28 protein-coding genes and 1 riboswitch are annotated in these 17978 nt (G+C 56.0%); of the genes, 13 read left to right on the top strand and 15 right to left on the bottom strand.

Going from position 1 to position 17978, the window contains the following annotated elements; genetic code table 11:
• Window positions 1-330 precede the first annotated feature (330 nt).
• The 5 genes from manX (at window position 331) to mntP (ending at window position 4501) form a co-directional block, all read left to right on the top strand.
• Window positions 331-1290, top strand: a complete 960-nt coding sequence (gene manX, locus ACYF6X_RS06145; protein WP_107226339.1) for a PTS mannose transporter subunit IIAB — start codon at window positions 331-333, stop codon at window positions 1288-1290.
• Between the two features lie 56 nt (window positions 1291-1346).
• The gene (locus ACYF6X_RS06140) at window positions 1347-2147 is read left to right on the top strand and encodes a PTS mannose/fructose/sorbose transporter subunit IIC (RefSeq protein ID WP_033634888.1); all 801 of its coding nucleotides are present in this window, start codon (window positions 1347-1349) and stop codon (window positions 2145-2147) included.
• 15 nt (window positions 2148-2162) lie between these two features.
• Complete coding sequence (locus ACYF6X_RS06135) at window positions 2163-3005, top strand: PTS mannose transporter subunit IID (RefSeq protein ID WP_033634889.1); 843 nt, start codon at window positions 2163-2165, stop codon at window positions 3003-3005.
• 54 nt (window positions 3006-3059) lie between these two features.
• Window positions 3060-3518: a DUF986 family protein gene (locus ACYF6X_RS06130; RefSeq protein ID WP_130017581.1), complete on the top strand. Its 459-nt coding sequence runs from the start codon at window positions 3060-3062 to the stop codon at window positions 3516-3518.
• Between the two features lie 218 nt (window positions 3519-3736).
• A riboswitch (yybP-ykoY riboswitch) is annotated at window positions 3737-3920 on the top strand.
• An 11-nt stretch (window positions 3921-3931) separates the two neighbouring features.
• Entirely contained in the window at window positions 3932-4501 is a 570-nt protein-coding gene (gene mntP / locus ACYF6X_RS06125) for a manganese efflux pump MntP (RefSeq protein WP_063990183.1), read from the top strand.
• A 64-nt stretch (window positions 4502-4565) separates the two neighbouring features.
• Here mntP and rlmA read toward each other — a convergent pair whose 3' ends face one another.
• Window positions 4566-5384 carry a 23S rRNA (guanine(745)-N(1))-methyltransferase gene (rlmA, locus tag ACYF6X_RS06120; RefSeq protein ID WP_460925297.1) on the bottom strand — a complete coding sequence of 273 codons (819 nt, stop codon included), beginning with the start codon at window positions 5382-5384 and terminating at the stop codon, window positions 4566-4568.
• A gap of 161 nt (window positions 5385-5545) precedes the next feature.
• On the opposite strand from rlmA, the gene pgeF reads away from it, so the two are divergent.
• Complete coding sequence (gene pgeF, locus ACYF6X_RS06115; RefSeq protein ID WP_063990185.1) at window positions 5546-6262, top strand: peptidoglycan editing factor PgeF; 717 nt, start codon at window positions 5546-5548, stop codon at window positions 6260-6262.
• 52 nt (window positions 6263-6314) lie between these two features.
• Here the strand turns inward: pgeF and cspE are convergent, their stop codons facing one another.
• From cspE to ACYF6X_RS06100, 3 genes are all read right to left on the bottom strand, one after another.
• The gene (gene cspE, locus ACYF6X_RS06110) at window positions 6315-6524 is read right to left on the bottom strand and encodes a transcription antiterminator/RNA stability regulator CspE (RefSeq protein ID WP_002221949.1); all 210 of its coding nucleotides are present in this window, start codon (window positions 6522-6524) and stop codon (window positions 6315-6317) included.
• Between the two features lie 41 nt (window positions 6525-6565).
• Window positions 6566-6682: a DUF2627 domain-containing protein gene (locus ACYF6X_RS06105; protein WP_002211058.1), complete on the bottom strand. Its 117-nt coding sequence runs from the start codon at window positions 6680-6682 to the stop codon at window positions 6566-6568.
• 682 nt (window positions 6683-7364) lie between these two features.
• Window positions 7365-8399, bottom strand: a complete 1035-nt coding sequence (locus ACYF6X_RS06100; protein WP_406879983.1) for an MBL fold metallo-hydrolase — start codon at window positions 8397-8399, stop codon at window positions 7365-7367.
• A 220-nt stretch (window positions 8400-8619) separates the two neighbouring features.
• Between ACYF6X_RS06100 and ACYF6X_RS06095 the strand changes: the two genes are divergently transcribed.
• The gene (locus ACYF6X_RS06095; RefSeq protein ID WP_063990187.1) at window positions 8620-8910 is read left to right on the top strand and encodes a hypothetical protein; all 291 of its coding nucleotides are present in this window, start codon (window positions 8620-8622) and stop codon (window positions 8908-8910) included.
• Window positions 8911-8956: 46 nt separating this feature from the next.
• Here the strand turns inward: ACYF6X_RS06095 and ACYF6X_RS06090 are convergent, their stop codons facing one another.
• The 3 genes from ACYF6X_RS06090 to ACYF6X_RS06080 form a co-directional block, all read right to left on the bottom strand.
• On the bottom strand, window positions 8957-10318 hold the full coding sequence (locus ACYF6X_RS06090; protein ID WP_107226344.1) for an amino acid permease: 1362 nt from the start codon (window positions 10316-10318) through the stop codon (window positions 8957-8959).
• 175 nt (window positions 10319-10493) lie between these two features.
• Window positions 10494-10730, bottom strand: a complete 237-nt coding sequence (locus ACYF6X_RS06085; protein WP_004927680.1) for a DUF4060 family protein — start codon at window positions 10728-10730, stop codon at window positions 10494-10496.
• A gap of 74 nt (window positions 10731-10804) precedes the next feature.
• Window positions 10805-11107: a phage protein NinX family protein gene (locus ACYF6X_RS06080; protein WP_004927682.1), complete on the bottom strand. Its 303-nt coding sequence runs from the start codon at window positions 11105-11107 to the stop codon at window positions 10805-10807.
• 170 nt (window positions 11108-11277) lie between these two features.
• Between ACYF6X_RS06080 and fos the strand changes: the two genes are divergently transcribed.
• The gene (gene fos / locus ACYF6X_RS06075) at window positions 11278-11685 is read left to right on the top strand and encodes a fosfomycin resistance glutathione transferase (protein ID WP_063990189.1); all 408 of its coding nucleotides are present in this window, start codon (window positions 11278-11280) and stop codon (window positions 11683-11685) included.
• 39 nt (window positions 11686-11724) lie between these two features.
• Here the strand turns inward: fos and ACYF6X_RS06070 are convergent, their stop codons facing one another.
• Complete coding sequence (locus tag ACYF6X_RS06070; RefSeq protein ID WP_130017578.1) at window positions 11725-12003, bottom strand: YebO family protein; 279 nt, start codon at window positions 12001-12003, stop codon at window positions 11725-11727.
• 81 nt (window positions 12004-12084) lie between these two features.
• The gene (mgrB, locus tag ACYF6X_RS06065) at window positions 12085-12228 is read right to left on the bottom strand and encodes a PhoP/PhoQ regulatory lipoprotein MgrB (protein WP_016927395.1); all 144 of its coding nucleotides are present in this window, start codon (window positions 12226-12228) and stop codon (window positions 12085-12087) included.
• Between the two features lie 177 nt (window positions 12229-12405).
• Here mgrB and ACYF6X_RS06060 point away from each other — a divergent pair, with 177 nt between their 5' ends.
• The gene (locus ACYF6X_RS06060) at window positions 12406-12639 is read left to right on the top strand and encodes a YobH family protein (RefSeq protein WP_038877047.1); all 234 of its coding nucleotides are present in this window, start codon (window positions 12406-12408) and stop codon (window positions 12637-12639) included.
• Between the two features lie 40 nt (window positions 12640-12679).
• Here ACYF6X_RS06060 and ACYF6X_RS06055 read toward each other — a convergent pair whose 3' ends face one another.
• Window positions 12680-12919, bottom strand: coding sequence for a DUF2766 family protein (locus ACYF6X_RS06055; RefSeq protein WP_004927692.1), 240 nt, complete (start codon window positions 12917-12919; stop codon window positions 12680-12682).
• Between the two features lie 182 nt (window positions 12920-13101).
• Between ACYF6X_RS06055 and ACYF6X_RS06050 the strand changes: the two genes are divergently transcribed.
• Both ACYF6X_RS06050 and ACYF6X_RS06045 read left to right on the top strand, forming a co-directional pair.
• The gene (locus ACYF6X_RS06050) at window positions 13102-13314 is read left to right on the top strand and encodes a YccJ family protein (protein ID WP_004927694.1); all 213 of its coding nucleotides are present in this window, start codon (window positions 13102-13104) and stop codon (window positions 13312-13314) included.
• A gap of 447 nt (window positions 13315-13761) precedes the next feature.
• Window positions 13762-14148, top strand: coding sequence for a helix-turn-helix domain-containing protein (locus ACYF6X_RS06045; protein WP_063990191.1), 387 nt, complete (start codon window positions 13762-13764; stop codon window positions 14146-14148).
• A 21-nt stretch (window positions 14149-14169) separates the two neighbouring features.
• On the opposite strand, the gene ACYF6X_RS06040 is transcribed toward ACYF6X_RS06045, so the two are convergent.
• From ACYF6X_RS06040 to lysM, 5 genes are all read right to left on the bottom strand, one after another.
• A complete protein-coding gene (locus ACYF6X_RS06040; protein ID WP_233221877.1) occupies window positions 14170-14517 on the bottom strand; it encodes a DUF1304 domain-containing protein in 348 nt (115 codons plus the stop codon).
• Between the two features lie 434 nt (window positions 14518-14951).
• Complete coding sequence (locus ACYF6X_RS06035) at window positions 14952-15893, bottom strand: pirin family protein (protein WP_063990193.1); 942 nt, start codon at window positions 15891-15893, stop codon at window positions 14952-14954.
• 105 nt (window positions 15894-15998) lie between these two features.
• A complete protein-coding gene (locus ACYF6X_RS06030; protein WP_162837923.1) occupies window positions 15999-16163 on the bottom strand; it encodes a hypothetical protein in 165 nt (54 codons plus the stop codon).
• Between the two features lie 23 nt (window positions 16164-16186).
• Entirely contained in the window at window positions 16187-16342 is a 156-nt protein-coding gene (locus tag ACYF6X_RS06025; RefSeq protein ID WP_016927390.1) for a hypothetical protein, read from the bottom strand.
• A gap of 265 nt (window positions 16343-16607) precedes the next feature.
• Window positions 16608-17054 carry a peptidoglycan-binding protein LysM gene (lysM, locus tag ACYF6X_RS06020; protein ID WP_107226346.1) on the bottom strand — a complete coding sequence of 149 codons (447 nt, stop codon included), beginning with the start codon at window positions 17052-17054 and terminating at the stop codon, window positions 16608-16610.
• Window positions 17055-17282: 228 nt separating this feature from the next.
• On the opposite strand from lysM, the gene ACYF6X_RS06015 reads away from it, so the two are divergent.
• Together ACYF6X_RS06015 and ACYF6X_RS06010 are read left to right on the top strand one after the other, a co-directional pair.
• A complete protein-coding gene (locus ACYF6X_RS06015; protein ID WP_004934567.1) occupies window positions 17283-17474 on the top strand; it encodes a YdfD/YebW family protein in 192 nt (63 codons plus the stop codon).
• Window positions 17475-17597: 123 nt separating this feature from the next.
• Entirely contained in the window at window positions 17598-17822 is a 225-nt protein-coding gene (locus tag ACYF6X_RS06010) for a biofilm development regulator YmgB/AriR family protein (protein WP_063990195.1), read from the top strand.
• Window positions 17823-17978: the final 156 nt, after the last annotated feature.

The following is a 17978-nucleotide window of genomic DNA, read 5'->3' as shown; positions in this document are numbered from 1 at the left end:
AGAAGAAATTACTGTATCAGGATTTTTCTGGGGGACAAAGCGGCTTTTTCAACGGCGGTTTAGCATGGCGCTACGTCATATCGTCTGCGACAGCTAAGATTTCTCCGAGCATTCAATAGCAGAGCAGCGTCACAAAAAATATTTTTTCACTCACTAAAATAAATCTCGCGTTCGTGAAGCATCACGCACAGGCACTTGAAACTGCGTGAGAAATGTTAGGCGTGCGTTTCTTTTTTTCTACCATAATGTATCTGAACCGCGGAAGTGACTGCCAAGACGGCGCGGAGAAACGACACAAACCGCGTCTGGAGTTCAACGAGGAGGTAGCGAGTGGCAATAGCTATTATCATCGGCACACACGGGGCTGCAGCGGAACAACTGCTGAAAACGGCGGAGATGCTATTGGGCGAGCAGGACAACGTCGCCTTTATAGACTTCGTTCCCGGTGAGAATGCCGAAACGTTAATCGTCAAGTACAACGAAAAAATCAGTGGGTTGGATACCAGCGGCGGCGTGCTGTTTCTGGTGGATACCTGGGGCGGCAGCCCGTTCAACGCCGCCAGCCGCATTGCGGTCGACAAAGAAAACTATGAGGTCGTCACCGGGGTCAACATCCCGATGCTGGTGGAAACCTTCATGGCGCGGGACGACAACCCCGCTTTCGATGAACTGGTGGCGCTGGCGTTGGAAACCGGCCGAGAAGGCGTGAAAGCGCTGAAAAAACCGCAGGAAGAACCCGCAAAACCCGCAGCACCCATCGCCAAAGCCGCTGCCCCTCAGGCGCCGCTGGGGCCGAACGACCACATGAAAATCGGCCTGGCGCGCATCGATGACCGTTTGATTCACGGCCAGGTCGCCACCCGCTGGACCAAAGAAACCAACGTCAGCCGCATTATCGTCGTCAGCGATGAAGTCGCCGCCGACCATGTGCGCAAAACCCTGCTGACCCAGGTCGCCCCGCCGGGCGTCACCGCTCACGTGGTGGACGTGGCGAAGGCCATCCGCGTCTGGAACAACCCGAAATATGCCAACGACCGCGTGATGCTGCTGTTTACCAACCCGACCGACGTCTTGCGCCTGGTGGAAGGCGGCGTGGATATTCAATCCGTCAATATCGGCGGCATGGCGTTCCGTCAGGGGAAAACCCAGGTGAACAACGCCGTTTCCGTCGATGAAAAAGATATCGAAGCGTTTAAGAAACTGAACGATCGCGGTATCGAGCTGGAGGTGCGTAAGGTCTCGTCCGACAGCCGGCTAAAAATGATGGACCTGATTAACAAACTCAATTAGTGGCGCCAGCCGCTGATTATTTTACTCAGAGCTTTTTTGGTCATAGGAGAAGTGCAATGGAGATCACCACTCTTCAGATTGTGCTGATATTTATCGTTGCCTGTATCGCCGGGATGGGTTCCGTCCTCGACGAGTTTCAGTTCCACCGTCCGCTGGTCGCCTGTACCCTGATCGGCTTCATTCTCGGCGATATGAAAACCGGCATCATTATCGGCGGTACGCTGGAAATGATCGCCCTGGGCTGGATGAACATCGGTGCGGCAGTCGCGCCGGATGCCGCCCTGGCGTCCATCATCTCGACCATTCTGGTCATCGCCGGCGGGCAAAGCGTCGGCGCCGGTATCGCCCTGGCCATTCCGCTGGCGGCGGCCGGCCAGGTGTTGACCATCATCGTGCGTACCCTCACCGTGGCCTTCCAGCACGCGGCGGACAGCGCGGCGGAGCGCGGCAGCCTGCGCGCCATCACCTGGATCCACATCGGCGCCCTGCTGCTGCAGGCGATGCGCATCGCCATCCCGGCGGTCATCGTCGCCATCTCGGTTGGCACCGCCGGGGTACACGCCCTGCTCAACTCGATCCCGGAAGTGGTCACCAGCGGCCTGAACATCGCCGGCGGCATGATCGTGGTGGTCGGTTACGCGATGGTGATTAACATGATGCGCGCCGGCTACCTGATGCCGTTCTTCTACCTGGGTTTCGTGACCGCCGCCTTCACCAACTTCAACCTGGTGGCGCTCGGCGTCATCGGCGTGGTGATGGCCGTGCTGTACATCCAGCTCAGCCCGAAATACAACAAGTCTCAGGTTGTCCAGGCCGGCCCGGCTAATGCGAACGATCTCGATAACGAACTCGACTAGGAATAGGTGAGAGAAATGGTTGATACAACTGCTCAAAAGAAACTCACGCCGGCCGATATTCGCGGCGTATTCCTGCGCTCGAACCTGTTCCAGGGTTCGTGGAACTTCGAGCGCATGCAGGCGCTGGGTTTTTGCTTCTCGATGGTCCCGGTGATCCGTCGCCTGTATCCGGAAAACAATGACGATCGCAAACAGGCGATCAAGCGCCACCTCGAGTTCTTCAACACCCACCCTTACGTGGCGGCGCCGGTGCTCGGCGTGACCATGGCAATGGAAGAGCAACGCGCCAACGGCGCGCCGATCGACGACGGCGCGATCAACGGCATCAAGGTCGGTCTGATGGGGCCATTGGCGGGCGTCGGTGACCCGATCTTCTGGGGCACCGTGCGGCCGGTATTCGCCGCGCTCGGCGCCGGCATCGCCATGAGCGGCAGCCTGCTCGGGCCGATCCTGTTCTTCGTGCTGTTCAACCTGGTGCGCCTGTTGACCCGCTACTACGGCGTGGCCTACGGTTACCGTAAAGGGGTGGATATCGTCAATGACATGGGCGGCGGCTTCCTGCAGAAATTGACGGAAGGGGCGTCCATTCTCGGCCTGTTTGTCATGGGCGCGTTGGTCAACAAGTGGACGCACGTGAATATCCCGCTGGTGGTGTCCAAGATCACCGACCAGACCGGGCATACCAACGTCACCACGGTGCAGACCATCCTCGACCAGCTGATGCCGGGCCTGGTGCCGTTGCTGCTGACCTTCGCCTGTATGTGGCTGCTGCGTAAAAAAGTCAATGCGCTGTGGATCATCATCGGCTTCTTCGTCATCGGTATCTTTGGCTATTGGATTGGCCTGCTGGGCCTGTAATCGTTCGAAACGGCCGGGGGGCAACCCCCGGCTTTTTTATGTGTGGAGCAAGAGATGTCACTGACCGACGCCGTACTGATGCTGTTTATCGCCCTGCTGTTGCTGTATTCGCTGTACGACGAATTCGGCATGGATCTGCTGAAAGGCAAAACGCGGCTCAAAGTGCCGCTCAAACGCCGTAACCGCCTCGACAGCCTGATTTTCGTTGGCCTGATCGTCATTCTGATTTACCGCAATGTCACCGACAGTGGTGCGGTATTAACCACCTATCTGCTTATTTCTTTGGCGCTGCTCGCTATCTATGTTTCTTATATTCGCGCTCCCAAGATGGTGTTTAAAACGCACGGATTTTTCTTCGCCAATGTGTTTGTCGAATATAACCGCATTAAAGCCATGAATTTATCGGAGGATGGCATTCTGGCCGTCGACCTGGAACAGCGCCGGCTGTTGGTTCAGGTGACGCACCTGGACGACCTGGAGAAGATTTACCACTTTTTCATTGATAATCAATAAATAAAGAAAAAATCATTTTACTTTCGCTCAAACCTTGCGCTGCTTGTGGATAATTAATCGGCAGCGCCATTTCCTTTCTGACTATTATTTCCGCAACATTGTTACCCACGTCTACATTATATTCCCATATCAACTTGGATTAATGAAAACGAGTCTCAATTAAGAGCGAACATGACTCCAGAATAAAGTTGTCGGTGGCGGAAATAATATGATATGGTTGCGCCGTCATTGGGGAGTAGCCGGTTTCTGGAGAATAAAACGCCAGAAACGCCCGTATCAACATACTCGTTTCGCCGTATGAAACGTGGTGCGGGCAGCCAGGTAAGGTTGGCGAGACCATAGACACGTAACTCCGTCGTTAGGTTGGGGGTGGGTTACGTGTATATGGAGCCACCCGGCCGAGGCTATTTCACATGAACCTTTCAGCTACACTCATTCTCGCTTTCGGCATGTCCATGGATGCTTTTGCCGCTTCGATCGGCAAAGGTGCCAGCCTGCATCAACCCCGTTTCCGCGAAGCGATCCGTACCGGCCTGATCTTCGGCGTGGTTGAAGCGATCACCCCGCTCATCGGTTGGGCCATCGGTCTGTTCGCCAGCCAATACATCATGGAATGGGACCACTGGGTCGCCTTTTCCCTGCTGTTCATTCTCGGCATGCGCATGATCGTCGAAGGGGTGCGCAACAGGCCCGATGAGGAAGAGAAGGTCAAACGCCACGGCTTCTGGATCTTGGTGGCCACCGCTATCGCCACCAGCCTCGACGCCATGGCTATCGGCGTCGGTCTGGCCTTCCTGCAGGTCAATATCGTGCATACCGCCATGGCCATCGGCTGCGCCACCATGATCATGGCGACGCTGGGCATGATGATTGGCCGCTTTATCGGCCCACTGCTGGGCAAACGCGCCGAGATCCTCGGCGGCGTGGTGCTGATAGGTATCGGCTTCAACATTCTGCTGGAGCATCTCGGCTACCTGGCCTGAGGCGCTCGCTCTGCAAAAAAACCTGCCGCGGCAGGTTTTTTTGTTTCTGGGCTCAGTGCGCCCGTTAAGCGCGGCGTCGGTACAGCGCCAACACGAAATCCGTTTCGCACACGAACTCGGCGCCATCCGCCAACCCCTGTTGCACCTCCGGCGTAGCGCGCCAGGCGAACGGCGTCATCTGCAGCAGGTTGGCGGCCTGCGCGCCCGGCAGGGTCATCGTGTAGGCTAACGCCTCTTTACGCTCACACTCAAATCCGGCGAACTGCTCGTCCTGTTCGGCATGCAGCTGCACCTGCTGGTAGACCTGTTCTTTCAACTGGTACAGATGACGCGGGCCCGGCGAGACCGTCACCACTACGCCACCCGGCTTCACCACCCGCGCCAGCTCCTGCGCCTTGCAAGGCGCATAAATGCGCAAGACCGCATCCAGCGCCCCATCGGCGAACGGCAGACGGTGGCTGGAGGCGACGCAGAACGAGACCGCAGGATAACGTTTGGCGGCGTAGCGGATCGCTACCTTGGCGACGTCCAGCCCATAGACCGCCATATTGCGCGCCTGCGCCAGGCGTGCGGCCACGGCGGCGGTGTAATACCCTTCCCCACAGCCTATATCCAACAACGCGCCTGCATCGGCCGCCAGCGCCAAATCCAGCCACTCGGCCACCTGCTGCTGCTGCGGCTGATAATAACCGCCGTCGAGAAACGCGCGCCGTGCCTGCATCATTTCCGCGCTGTCTCCCGGCTGCTTCGATCGTTTGTGCTGCACCGGCAGCAGATTGACGTAGCCCTCTTTGGCTTGATCGAACTGATGATTGCCGTCGCAACGCCAGTGTTGCGATGAAAAATGCAGCGGTTGATGACACAGAGGGCATTGATAAGACATGAATGGGCTTCCAAAGAGACAGGGCGCGGCTAGTCTAAAGAAGGCGTCGGCTCGATGCAAGGCGCATCCCCGCTCGCTTTCTCCGCCAACAACGCCTGGCCAAGCGGGGAAAAAGCTGGCTACACTGAGAGTCTGTTTTCTCACGCAGGTGAACATAACTTATGAGCGATCGTTCCGCGCTGCTCGATGCGGTGCCCCACATTCAGCACGGCTTCGGCAGCAAACTCGCGCTGCTGCCCGGGCATCTACTGCCCTACAGCGCCACGCTGCCGGAAAAAAAACAGGTGCACGGCACCCGCATTGTCGACGTGCTGCAACCGGCGCAGGCGTGCGGCGAGGCCGATGGTTTCTATACTCGCCAACCCGGCATTCTGCTCAGCGTACTGACGGCGGACTGTCTGCCGGTGCTGTTCAGCCGCCGTGACGGCGGCGCTATCGCGGCGGTACACGCCGGCTGGCGCGGGTTGCTGGACGGCATTCTGGAACAGATGGCAGCGCGCATTCGCCAGGACGGCGATGCCGCCGACTGGGTGGCCTCTATCGGCCCTGCCGCCGGCCCGTGCTGCTACGAAGTGGATGAAGCGCTGGTGGAAAATTTTAAACAACGCCTGCCGCTGCCCGCCACGCTGATCAGCCCGCATTACCGTCATCTCGATTTGGCCGCAATTGCCGAATACAAGCTGACGGCGCTCGGCTTCGCCGCCGTTGACCGCGCCGGCAGTTGCACCATCTGCACGCCGGACGTCGACCCACAGCGGCCACAGCGCTTCAAATACACCAGCTATCGCCGCAACAGCCACCGACGCGCGCAGGATCCGACGCATCCGGGGATCAAAGGCCGCAACCAGTACGCCGGCATCATCATCGCCGCCGGATGACGGAAACGAAAAAGCCCGCTCGAAGGCGGGCTTTTTGTACAGCTGACGCTGATTAGATAGCAGTAACGTTTACTGCAGATGGACCTTTCTGGCCATCTTGGATTTCGAACTCAACGTTCTGGCCTTCAGCCAGGGTTTTGAAGCCGTTACCCTGGATTGCAGAGAAGTGTACGAACACGTCTTTGCTGCCGTCAGCCGGGGTGATGAAACCGAAACCTTTAGACTCGTTGAACCACTTAACTTGACCTTTGATCTTTGCCATCTTGAGTATTTCCTTTGGATTGTTTAAACCGCCCGAGGGCGTTACATAGACAAACTAGAGTCGTTACTGCTTGAGGCACTAAGATAAGGATCGGCAGAGAAGCGGTATTCAACGCTAACGTCTTTACTCAGAACTTCTTTACTGAAAATGCCACACATATACAGAACTGTACCTCGTTTTACCCAGATGCGTTATCACATACTCTGTATGCGATGGCAAGCCATTTTTAATCACTGAACGACATGTCGCACATATTTGAAACGGTCGAGCGCCACATTTGCTTAAATAGGCCAAAAGATGTTGAAGCATCGGCTATTTTCTGCTTGCCAAACTCACTGCGCCAGACCCCGCATTCTGATAGCGTTTTAACAAAACTTTCATCGTTTTGACGCATCTCCTTGTCGGCATTTTCGCTTTTTCGTCGCTTATAGCGTTAAAAAATTTGAATCTTTATGGAATGTCATATGCAACATTTGAATATCGATGAACGGGGGCCAATTTATTCAATGCTCCTCCGCCCCTTTACCGCCGGAAAGCGCATTCATCGTCGGCTTTCAGCCCTGCCCCCTCGGGGTGCGAACCCCATCTCGTCGGAAGCCGGAGGTGACACGGGTACAACAGGCAACGGTTGCATAAGCATGCAACGTCCTGATGCCGCTCCCGCTGGCCGGTTGTTTCATCCTAAATAATCCGAAAGCCATGACTCTGAATAGCCGGAATAACCTTATGAATTGCAAAAGTGCAGCGCTGAATTAAATCCTGAAAATCGGGTGGTTATTTGAATCGCCACCCGTACTTATCAATTTTGCTAATTACTGCCACGCTTTCAAACCGTTGCTCTTATTCTTTCCCCTGTCTCACAGGGCGAAGAGAGAACGCTTGCGGTGAGTCCTGCAACGCGATGCGCTCGCCAATCTTCAGCGGGTGGAATTGATGCTGCTCCAACCCCGCCTCGTTCAGCGCCAGGTTCAGCTGCTGCGGCGGTTCGTCGAGCGATTCGTCTGCCAGTTCGAATACCCCCCAATGGATGGGAATGGCTCGCGGCTGATTCAGCTCGCGATACAGCGTCACCGACTGCTGCGGATCCATATGCTGTTCCTGCATGAACCAGCGCGGCGCATAGGCGCCAATGGGCAACGCCGCCACGTCGAACGGTCCCAACCGTTGACCGATTTCCGCCAGCTGCGCCGAATAGCCGCTGTCGCCGGAAAAATAGAACCGCAGCGCCGGATGATGGATCACCCAACCGCACCACAGCGAGCGATTGCGATCCCACAGCGTGCGCATGCTCCAGTGCCGCGCCGGCGTGGCATAGACCGTCAGTTCGCCCAGCGGCAGGCTCTGCCACCAGTCCAGTTCATGCACCTTCAGCCGATAGCGGCGGAACCAGCGCTTCAAGCCGAGCGGCACGATAAACTCGGCCTGTGGGAAGCGCCGCGCCAGCTGCCGTACCGTGCGCCTGTCGAGATGGTCATAGTGATTATGGGAGATCAGCACCACATCCACCGCCGGCAGTTGCCCCACCGTCAGCGGCGTCGGCGTTCTGCGCTTCGGACCGTAGAAACTCAGCGGCGAGGCGCGTTCGGACAACACTGGGTCGATCAGAATATAGCGGCCGCCCAGCCGCAACAGCATTGACGCATGCCCCAACCACCAGATGCTGTCATCGCTGCCGCTGAGATCGGCGGGTTGCCACCAGCGTTCGGTAAATTGCGCATAGCCGTGCTGCGGCGGCCTGGGCAGCCCCTGCCGCTTGCGCTCATCCTGCCAACGCTGCAGGTCGCCCTCCTGGCGCAGCGAGGGCTCCGGGTTGCGAAATCCCTCCGGCGTGTGATGCGCCTTGGCCGCGTCGTAATAACGTTTGATTCTTTTCATCCAGCCTTTTCTCCCGACCACTGCGCCCTGCACGGGCATGACTTTCAGTGTAACAAACCCGATGAAGCTCGCACTTTGTCAGCCGTGCGCTGCATCTCGGGACCTTTTGCCTTATGCTGTTGTCTCACTCCGGTGAGACAGCCAGGGCCGCCAAGAGCCCGTTAAGACTCTCTTAAGATCTTTGTGATTGACTTGTAGGGCATACAGAAAAGGAGAAGTTATGAGTCGTTCTACATCCCGCAAATCAGGCTCAAGCCTGGGGCGCCGTATTCGCAGCGCGCTGCTGGCGCAGAAGCAATACTGGAAAATGTATTTCGCCATGAAGTTGCGCCGTCTGCGCGTACCTGCACCGCTGGTGGTGCTGGGCGGTTCGCTGCTCGGATTCTTCATGTTGACCCTGCTGATGCTCAGCGTGGTGGTCATCGATGTGATCAGCACCCTGCTGCTGCTGTGCCGGAAACTGCTGGGGCGGGGTCACGGTGAGGGGCGCGCCTTTATGCCGCGCGGCTGACGAGAAGAGAGGCGGAGGCGCGCCATACGCCTCCGCAGCACACAGATTAACGCTTGGCGTCTTTGCGGCGCGTCAGCATAAACCCGCACCACAGCACCGCAATCCACACCGGCATCAGCAACACCGAAATGCGGATCCCTTCGCTGAAATACATAATCACCAGAATCAGGCCGAGGAACGCCAGACACAGGTAGTTGCCGAACGGATACCACAGCGCCTTAAAGCTGGGGATGACGCCCTGGCGGTTCTTGGCCGCACGGAATTTCAGGTGCGCCAGGCATATCATCACCCAGTTGATCACCAGCGTTGACACCACCAGCGCCATCAGCAGCTCAAACGCCTTACCGGGCATCAGGTAGTTAATCAGCACGCCAATCGAGGTAATCAACGCCGACAGCGCGATGGACAGCACCGGCACGCCGCGTTTATTCACGCGCGTCAGCGCCTGCGGCGCATTGCCCTGGCTGGCCAGCCCGAACAGCATGCGGCTGTTGGCGTAAACGCCGCTGTTGTAGACCGACAGCGCGGCGGTCAACACCACCACGTTGAGCACGGTCGCCACCAGATTGCTGTTCAGCGCATGGAAGATCAGCACGAACGGACTGCCGCCCTCAACCACTTGCCCCCAAGGATAGAGCGACAGCAGCACGGTCAGTGAGCCGATATAGAAGATCAGAATGCGGTACACCACCTGATTGGTGGCTTTGGGAATGCTGCGACGCGGATCGGCGGCTTCCGCCGCGGTGATGCCGACCATTTCCAGCCCGCCGAACGAGAACATGATGACCGCCATCGCCATCACCAGTCCGGAGAAGCCGTGCGGCATAAAGCCGCCCTGCTGCCACAGGTTGGTGATGCTGGCCTGCGGGCCGCCGTTGCCGCTGGCCAACAGCCAGGCGCCGAACACGATCATGCCGACAATCGCCACCACTTTGATGATGGCGAACCAGAATTCGGTTTCGCCGTACAGACGCACGTTTACCAGGTTAATCAGGTTGATCAGCACGAAGAACAGCGCGGCGGAGGCCCAGGTGGGGATCTCCGGCCACCAGTACTGAATGTAGATGCCGACGGCGGTCAATTCCGCCATGCCGACCAGAATGAACATCGCCCAGTAGTTCCAGCCGGAAAGGAAGCCGGCGAAGTCGCCCCAATATTTATAGGCAAAGTGGCTGAAAGAGCCGGCGACCGGTTCTTCCACCACCATTTCGCCCAGCTGGCGCATGATTAAAAACGCGATAAAACCGCCGATGGCGTAGCCCAACAGCACGGCGGGGCCGGCCATTTTAATGGTTTGCGCAATGCCGAGAAATAAACCGGTTCCGATGGCGCCCCCGAGGGCAATAAGCTGTATGTGTCTGTTTTTTAAACCGCGTTTTAGCGGAGTATCCTGATGCTGACCGCCCATCTTATCCTCATATGGCGTACACCCTTGCCGCTATCGGCCAAGATTTCACCAATCAATAAATGTATCTGCGGGCGGCTTTTTAACACTTAACCCCGTGAGCATCAAGGAGAAGCGCCCCGAGACGGCAGGCCGGAGCGCGATTTTTTTACCGAGAGAAAGCGGATAAGGGCAGCGTTTAGCCAGGCATTCCGCACAGTTTGGTCAGGTTGCGCGCGCCGATCATCAGCGTGGCGACATAAGATTGGCTACGCGTGACCACTTCCACCGCCACGCGATCGTTTTGATATTTTATCAGGTAGGTCGAGGGCCAGCCCTGACGGCGCTGGCCGAAGCTTTCGGCATGACGATCGATCGCCGCATGGGCAATCACCAGATGAGACAAGTTTTTATCACCTTTGATAATGCGCTTCATAAACAGCCTCCGCCAACGACAGTTCTGTTATTAGAAAAAGGAGAAACTCTTACCAATCACCGGTATTGTTCGACTCAGTTAGCCTGTCGGCTCATCAGGAAGCAGATCATCGCCGCGCGCAGCGGGCTGGCGCTGTCCGCCTGCCATTCACCGCCCTGGGTGCTCATGCGTGCCTGCCACTGCGGGCTGTCGCTTTGGTTGTCGGGGTTCAGACTGATTTTGTTGGCGCAAATGATCGGCCAGGCATCGGAGGGATTCTTGCAGTAATCTTTACCTTTCACACCACCGTAGGGATACCACTTGTCCGGGTTCTCCCCGGTTAGCAGCGCGATGCTGCGGTTCACTTCGGCATCGCTTTCTTCGTACCATTTAATCATCGGCTTTATCCATCTTTCGTAAGGTTCGCGCTACATTACGATGTCTGTACGACAGTTTTATGACAGCGCCGCCGGTTTTCACATTATCTCTACTAATGCTTTGTCCCCTTTATCTTTCCTTAACGCCTGCGTACACTTTTCTCTCTGTTCAGCGCCCAGGAAATGCATGCATGTTGACCGGCCTCAATCACTTGACGCTTGCCGTCAGCGATCTCGATCGCAGCGTCGAATTTTATCGCCATCTGTTGGGGTTTACCCCGCACGCCCGCTGGCAAGGCGGCGCCTATCTCTCGTTGGGGGCGTTGTGGCTGTGCCTGTCGCTGGATGAATCGCGTACGCAACAACGCGAGCGCGATTACACTCATTACGCTTTCAGCGTAGCGCCGGAACACATTGAGCGGGTCAGCGAGCGGCTGCGCCAGAACGGCGTCAAAGAGTGGAAAAGCAATCGCAGCGAAGGCGAATCGCTCTATTTTCTCGATCCTGACGGGCATCAATTGGAGATCCATGCCGGCGATCTGGCCAGCCGCCTGGCGGCATGCCGGGAAAAACCGTATCAGGGCATGGTGTTTTACTGAGGCGCCCCGGCGGCGCTGCCGCCGGCCGGAGCATCATGCTCAACGTTCGGGGATAAAACCTTTGAAATCCAGCGCGGGGCTGAGATCGTCTTCGTCAGCTGCATCGCCACCATCAGCGCCAGCGCGGTGCGCCAGGCGTTTCAACAACGCCGTTTGTTGGCGTTGTTGCTCGGCAATCTCCTGCAGCAGGCGAATCTGCTCGTTGGCGCGCACGCTGGCGCGGTTCACCAGAAACCAAACCCACAGCCCAACCAGCAACGCCACGGCGGCGAGAGCCAGCGACAACAGGCCGTTCTGGCCAAAACCTAAATCGTACATGGACAACCCTATCTACTGCGACATTCAGGCCGCCATCTTAACACTCGCGGCGACCGTGCGAACATCCCCGCCCAAAATTGCTTACCAGGGCACGAAGCGGGTCACCGAACAGATGCCCAACGCAAAATTTCCACCATCGTCGCAATAGCTGTCCAGCGCCAGCAGGTAGAAAAACAGGCAGGCAGCGACGGCCGTCATTATCACGAGGATTTTTTTTCGCAACAAATTTAGCAGCCTCATTGTTATCTGGGTAATCTATCGCGCATGTTATCACAACGAAGTTAAACGAAGTTTAACTTGTCGTTTAGATTTCTGGCTATCGCCCGGTTTTCAGACTGTTACCCTTGTTCTCGCAGGGGGGGCCGTGGCTAGATGCCCTCTCAGGGATAACGAGGATGCACAATGAGCAGATTGATTAAGTGGGTACTGGTGTTGGCGGTCATTTACGGCGGCTTTTTGATCTCGGGCTACGGCGTGCTGATCGGTAGCAACAAAAACGTTGGCGGGTTGGGATTGCAATGCAAATACCTGACGGCGCGCAACGTGGCGATCGCCCAGTATGTGAATGGCGACAACGGTTTCATCGGCGTAGCCGACTGCCCGCTGTTCAAGAAAATCGAAACGGTGGTGGATTAACCGCCACCGCCCGACGCCGCCGCTCTGCGGCGGCCCCGCCTCAGTTACGGGTAAACTTCATTTCGATCAGCGCAATCGCCTTGTCAATCGCTCGGCGGGTCACCGGATCGGCGCCTGCAGGGTGCGTGGAGAAATCGATGCTTTTGAGCTGACCCGCCATCTTGTCGCGCACTTCGGTCGGCGCAATCACGTCGATAACGTCCAGAATCTGTTTGATGACCAGTTGGCAAGCGACCAGATCGGAAGCCAGTTCCTGCTCGTTGCTCAGCATGTCAGACATAATAACTTTCCCTCTTGATTCAAACGCCGCACAGAATAGCATGACGTCCGCGCCATTACCCGCTCTCCCCATTTTTTTCCCCCTTCTGCGCACCGCCGGGCAAAAGCCTGCGGCGGATTAGCCTATACTTGCAGCAAGACGGTGATAAAACCCCCCGCAGCCACAACCAACAGGAGAAAGTTATGGCGAATCACAATGTGAAATCCTGGGCGACAGTGCGTGAAACTTCGGTGGAAATCGCCGAAGCCATTTTTGAGCTGGCAGGAAACGACGAAGTGTTGGCGCAGAAAATCTGGGAAGAAGGCAGCGACGAAGCGCTGGAGAAGGCCTTTGCCAAAACCACCGCCGACCAGCTTTATTGGGGAGAGGAAACCGTCGAGCGGAAAAACGTTTGAGCGGTTACACAACAAAAAGCCCGGGTTTCTGACCCAGGCTTTCCCGATTCGCGATCGCCCCGCTCAGCGGCGTGCAATGTCTTTTGCTCTCACGGTTCTTCACCTCCTACACCTTCCGCATTTTTCATGTTCATCACCGGCATCGCCATAAAAGCGCCGACGCCCACGATTACAACCAGAGTAATAATCACTGTCATTAACATGCGATCACCCCATCAACGTTGAGTTGTTACGGCTGACTCTGTTTTGGCGGTTACTTGCTGCGACCTGCTTTGCGTCCCCCACCGCGGCGGCGACAGTCTCAGATTAGCCGTTTTTCCTTTCGGCTGACAAGCGGCGGTTAAACGGTTTTTCCGAATAATTTCCCCCCGTCACCGACGGCGTTTTTGTCCACGGCGGCAAGTTGTGTATACTTCACCGCTATGTAGGTCTCACACTGACGCACTGATGATACAAGAACACCACCTCTCGTTGGTCTGCGCCCTCAGCAAATGGGTCGAAACTCACCTCGGACGAGTGATCCATCTCGAAGAGCTGGCCGAATACTCCGGCTACTCGCTGTGGCACATGCAGAAGTTGTTCAAAGAAGCGACAGGGATTTCGCTCGGCAAATACATTCGCGAACGCCGTCTGGCCGGCGCGGTCTATCAACTGCGCAGCAGTGAAGCGTCGATCTTCGATATCGCCCTGGACTTTGGCTTCGGTTCACAGTCCCACTTCACCTACATGTTCAGAAAGCGTTTTAATATCACGCCCTATGATTTCCGCCAGGACTTGAGCGTCGATCTGCACATCGCTCCACCTTTGCACGTCATTCACCAAAAATCTGCCTGACGCCCGCCGCAAACCGACGAGTTAACGCGCCCCCCAAACCGCCAGTATCGCGATCGCGGCCGGCAGCGCCTGCACCCACAGAATTTTGCGGCTGGCGGTCAACCCGCCGAACACCCCGGCCGCCAACACACACCCGAGAAAGAACAGCTGCAGTGCCATATCCCCACGCCAATAGCTCCATACCAACCCCAACGCCAGAAAGCCGTTGTACAACCCTTGATTAGCGGCCAACACCCGCGTGGCTGCGGCGAACTCCGCCGTCGTGCCGAATGCGCGCCTGCCGAGTGGCGTACGCCACAGGAACATTTCCAGCACCAGGATATAAAGATGGAGCGCTGCGATGAGCAGCAGCAAGATATCGGCAAACAGCTTCATGAAGGTCCCTGTCATTTATTGAAGATGTCATTAATTATAAACGCTACCTCTCATCTCCCCATCGGCGGAGATAAAAAAAACCCGCCGAAGCGGGTTTATGCAGGAGTCATTTTCTGAGGTTAGTTTAATACGGCGACCAACAATGCCGCGACAGAGACCCAAAACAGCGCCGTGGCAACCACGACATGGGACAGTCTTGCACGATAAAGTACCTGGCTCATAATGACCTCACTGACATCTGACTAACGGGAGACAACTTGACTTCCTGAGGATTATCCTAAACTTCTTCTCGTTGTCATTATTTGCGCCAGATCACTTTTCCGCCGAGAAACCTTATATTGTCGTAAAGCTGGAGCCGCGATCACATTAATTACGCCTTATTAGAGCGAAATAAGCCGAATAATCGCGGCGATTATAGCCGAACGCTATCAAACATCGCTCCAGGGCAGGCGCGGTGCGGTCATGCGCTCACCAGAATAACCGCTAACCGCCGGGAAACGCGGCGCCCCTTGTTCCCAATCATGCTGAGCCCGAGTAATTTCAGCCTTGGTATGGCCAACGAAATTCCACCAGATAAGGATCTCTTCGTTTAATGGCGCCCCACCGATTAATAATCCCCGGCTGCCCTTCTGTGCATTTAACTCAATAGAGTTATTCTTCATGCCCAAATAGGCGAACTCATCAGGTGAAAAGGTTTCACCATTAAGTTCAAATGCACCAATAAGGGGCAAAAAGCCGACTTCATCATCATCGCGCAACGGCAATTCGATTCTCGCCGCTTCCTCCCATTCCAGATCAATGGCGATTAATGGCGAAAGAGTAAACACCGGTGAACGGTAAGCGCCAAATTCCCCAACCAACAAACGGTGATTCACGCCGTTATTCTGCCATTGCGGCAAGTCAGGATAATGATCGAAGCGTGGCGCCATATTGGCATGTTCGGCCGGCAGCGCGATCCATAATTGCGCAGCATGCAATCGCCGTTGCTCACCCACCGACTGTTCCGTATGCGCAATGCCGTGCCCTGCGGTCATCAGGTTAACCTGACCCGGGCGAATCACCTGCTCACTGCCGAGGCTGTCTCGGTGCAGCACCTCCCCCTCTATCATCCAGGTGAACGTTTGCAGCCCGATGTGCGGATGCGGCCCCACATCCATGCCGGGCGAGGCGCCGTTGAATACCGTCGGCCCGGCGTGATCGAGAAAACACCAGGCGCCAACGGTGCGCCGCTCCCGAGTTGGCAACGCACGGTTGATCGGAATACCTCCCACTTCGGCGTTACGCACGGCAATACGTTGTATCTGGCGCACGCCGTCAACGACAGGGCACTCGCGTGAAGGTGAAGAGAGCGTAGGGCGTGACTGACTCATCGCAAAGACCTCCTGAATGGCGCCGATTGGCCAAGGGTAACCGCCCAAGCTTAACACAGGACAGCTCCCCGACAGAGCGGCGACGCTCAGGCGCGTTCGCGCGGATCAGGACGCTTTGATATAGCAGCTCTTGATGTCTATATCGTCGTGCGCGTGCCTGAGATCGGAGAAATAGGTCACGCCAAAGAGAATTGATACCACCAGCAGCACGGACACCAACAGGCCGATGATCGCCAGCAGTTTGGTTTCATCATGGAGATTAGGCTCCATTTTATCTCCCCTAGTTAATCGCGTCAGGTCACCCACAGCGTGACCGCCAGCGTAAAGATAATCAGTGAGCAGGACGCCACCGCCAACACGACGATCGCAAATTGCGCATCACCCAAGGTTTCTCGATAATTTTTATCCGTTGAGGCGTTACGCTGTTGTTTCACTAAATCGGTTTTCACTCGTTCAACTGCTGCATTGCTGTTTGACGGGGCAAAACATCCCCTCAGAATAAGGCGCCAACGTTGCCGCCTGGGTCGTTCCGGCCTCAACCGGGGGATGACGCTATCAATTTTCCCCATCAGGGTCAACACCGCCCCTGCCGGCGAGCGAGCAGGGACACAGGGGAGATGTAACTGGCATAGGGAGCGCAGGGAAATAAGAGACGCCTATTACAGAGGACAAAAAAAAGCCCGGTACGTAACCGGGCTATGGCAGGCCAACGCGTTATTGCGGGATACGCAACACCTGCCCCGGATAAATTTTGTCCGGGCTCGACAGCATCGGCTTGTTGGCTTCGAAAATCTTGTTGTACAGATTGGCGTTGCCGTACATCTCTTTAGAGATCGCGCTCAGCGTATCGCCCTTCTTCACGGTATAGAAACGGCTCTCGGCATCGGATTGCGCCACCGCCACCTTGTCTTCCACGCCGCTGATACCCGCCACGTTGCCAATCGCCACCAGAATCTTCTCTTTTAACTCCTGGCTGACGGCGTCGCCGGTCACTACGGCTTTACCATCGATCACCTGCACCTCGACTTTGTCGGTGCCCGGCAAGCCGCTCTTATCGAGATGCTCCTTGAGTTTGGCGCCTTGATCTTCGGCGGAGGCATTACCGGTGACTGTGTCCCACAGTTTTTCTCCCGCTTCTTTGACGAAGTTAAACAAGCCCATATTCACTCCTTTTGATGGTTGCACTAATGCGTTTAAGTAAGGCTTGTTAAGCTTAGCATCGACAAAAGGATATGCCATCCGCTCACGGCGTCAGAAACGGTTAGAGTATTCCGAAAGTGTCGTCCGCGGCGTTTCAACGGTGATTAATCGTGCAATGATGCTGAAAAATCGCGCTTTTTTACCTACACTGTTGCAGACAAGGCAACTCGACGAAGGAGGCGTGCAACGATGTACGCATTGGTGATGTTTGTCTGTTATCTGGATGGTGGCTGCAGTGAAATGGTGGTCGACATATTGCGTGACGAGCCGCAATGCCTGGTCGCGATGAAGGAACAGAACTTGCGACACGCCGGCTGTTATCCCATGGAAGAGTTTATCGACGGTTTCTGGTTGCCAGCCAGTGAATATTCGGATTTTTAATTCCCTCCCCGCGCGATGCTGAGGAATTTCTGATTTCCTCGGAAACTTCGTCTTCCTCCGAGGCATAAGGCCGCTGTTTTGCTAAATTGCGTCTCCCGAAGAAGAGAGAGGCAGAGAAAGGTCATGCCAGCATCGGCTCATTCCAACGAGCAATATGAAACTCTGCTGCGCGACGTCAGCCTGGCGTTAGGCGACGCAGTGTTGCAGTTAATCCAAAACCATAAAAAAGTATCCGGTGGCAATATTCTTTCACAGCTGGTGAACGAAATAGAGCGTGAGCAGGATCAGCAACGTTTCGCCGCGCTGCGTTCCGCCATTGAGCTGGTCGGGTTGGCGCCCAAAAGCTGAGATCCCGATAAAACAAAGGCGGGACCTGCGTCCTGCCTGAGGTTAATGACAAACCTGATGGCATTGCCAGGTTTATCGAAGAGAACATTTAAAAAAGAAAAATCAATTTATTGATTTTCGGCGGCTCACCACAGAGAAGGAAAAACCACGCTTTCC

This window comes from Serratia sp. ID 25-353, assembly GCF_054792795.1.
Note: the sequence above shows the minus strand (reverse complement) of the source record. Positions and strands in the feature narration are given on the sequence as shown.

Coding starts and splice junctions, on each gene's coding strand:
- ACYF6X_RS06080 (WP_004927682.1), bottom strand. CDS start 11,107: ATGATTAAATGGTACGAAGAAAGCGATGCCGAAGTGAACCGCAGCATC.
- ACYF6X_RS06135 (WP_033634889.1), top strand. CDS start 2,163: ATGGTTGATACAACTGCTCAAAAGAAACTCACGCCGGCCGATATTCGC.
- ACYF6X_RS06045 (WP_063990191.1), top strand. CDS start 13,762: ATGATACAAGAACACCACCTCTCGTTGGTCTGCGCCCTCAGCAAATGG.
- ACYF6X_RS06130 (WP_130017581.1), top strand. CDS start 3,060: ATGTCACTGACCGACGCCGTACTGATGCTGTTTATCGCCCTGCTGTTG.
- fos (WP_063990189.1), top strand. CDS start 11,278: ATGTTGACCGGCCTCAATCACTTGACGCTTGCCGTCAGCGATCTCGAT.
- ACYF6X_RS06090 (WP_107226344.1), bottom strand. CDS start 10,318: ATGGGCGGTCAGCATCAGGATACTCCGCTAAAACGCGGTTTAAAAAAC.
- ACYF6X_RS06010 (WP_063990195.1), top strand. CDS start 17,598: ATGCCAGCATCGGCTCATTCCAACGAGCAATATGAAACTCTGCTGCGC.
- pgeF (WP_063990185.1), top strand. CDS start 5,546: ATGAGCGATCGTTCCGCGCTGCTCGATGCGGTGCCCCACATTCAGCAC.
- lysM (WP_107226346.1), bottom strand. CDS start 17,054: ATGGGCTTGTTTAACTTCGTCAAAGAAGCGGGAGAAAAACTGTGGGAC.
- ACYF6X_RS06055 (WP_004927692.1), bottom strand. CDS start 12,919: ATGTCTGACATGCTGAGCAACGAGCAGGAACTGGCTTCCGATCTGGTC.
- ACYF6X_RS06050 (WP_004927694.1), top strand. CDS start 13,102: ATGGCGAATCACAATGTGAAATCCTGGGCGACAGTGCGTGAAACTTCG.
- ACYF6X_RS06100 (WP_406879983.1), bottom strand. CDS start 8,399: ATGAAAAGAATCAAACGTTATTACGACGCGGCCAAGGCGCATCACACG.
- ACYF6X_RS06030 (WP_162837923.1), bottom strand. CDS start 16,163: ATGGAGCCTAATCTCCATGATGAAACCAAACTGCTGGCGATCATCGGC.
- ACYF6X_RS06140 (WP_033634888.1), top strand. CDS start 1,347: ATGGAGATCACCACTCTTCAGATTGTGCTGATATTTATCGTTGCCTGT.
- rlmA (WP_460925297.1), bottom strand. CDS start 5,384: ATGTCTTATCAATGCCCTCTGTGTCATCAACCGCTGCATTTTTCATCG.
- ACYF6X_RS06085 (WP_004927680.1), bottom strand. CDS start 10,730: ATGAAGCGCATTATCAAAGGTGATAAAAACTTGTCTCATCTGGTGATT.
- mntP (WP_063990183.1), top strand. CDS start 3,932: ATGAACCTTTCAGCTACACTCATTCTCGCTTTCGGCATGTCCATGGAT.
- cspE (WP_002221949.1), bottom strand. CDS start 6,524: ATGGCAAAGATCAAAGGTCAAGTTAAGTGGTTCAACGAGTCTAAAGGT.
- ACYF6X_RS06015 (WP_004934567.1), top strand. CDS start 17,283: ATGTACGCATTGGTGATGTTTGTCTGTTATCTGGATGGTGGCTGCAGT.
- ACYF6X_RS06070 (WP_130017578.1), bottom strand. CDS start 12,003: ATGTACGATTTAGGTTTTGGCCAGAACGGCCTGTTGTCGCTGGCTCTC.
- ACYF6X_RS06105 (WP_002211058.1), bottom strand. CDS start 6,682: ATGTGTGGCATTTTCAGTAAAGAAGTTCTGAGTAAAGACGTTAGCGTT.
- ACYF6X_RS06035 (WP_063990193.1), bottom strand. CDS start 15,893: ATGAGTCAGTCACGCCCTACGCTCTCTTCACCTTCACGCGAGTGCCCT.
- ACYF6X_RS06095 (WP_063990187.1), top strand. CDS start 8,620: ATGAGTCGTTCTACATCCCGCAAATCAGGCTCAAGCCTGGGGCGCCGT.
- ACYF6X_RS06060 (WP_038877047.1), top strand. CDS start 12,406: ATGAGCAGATTGATTAAGTGGGTACTGGTGTTGGCGGTCATTTACGGC.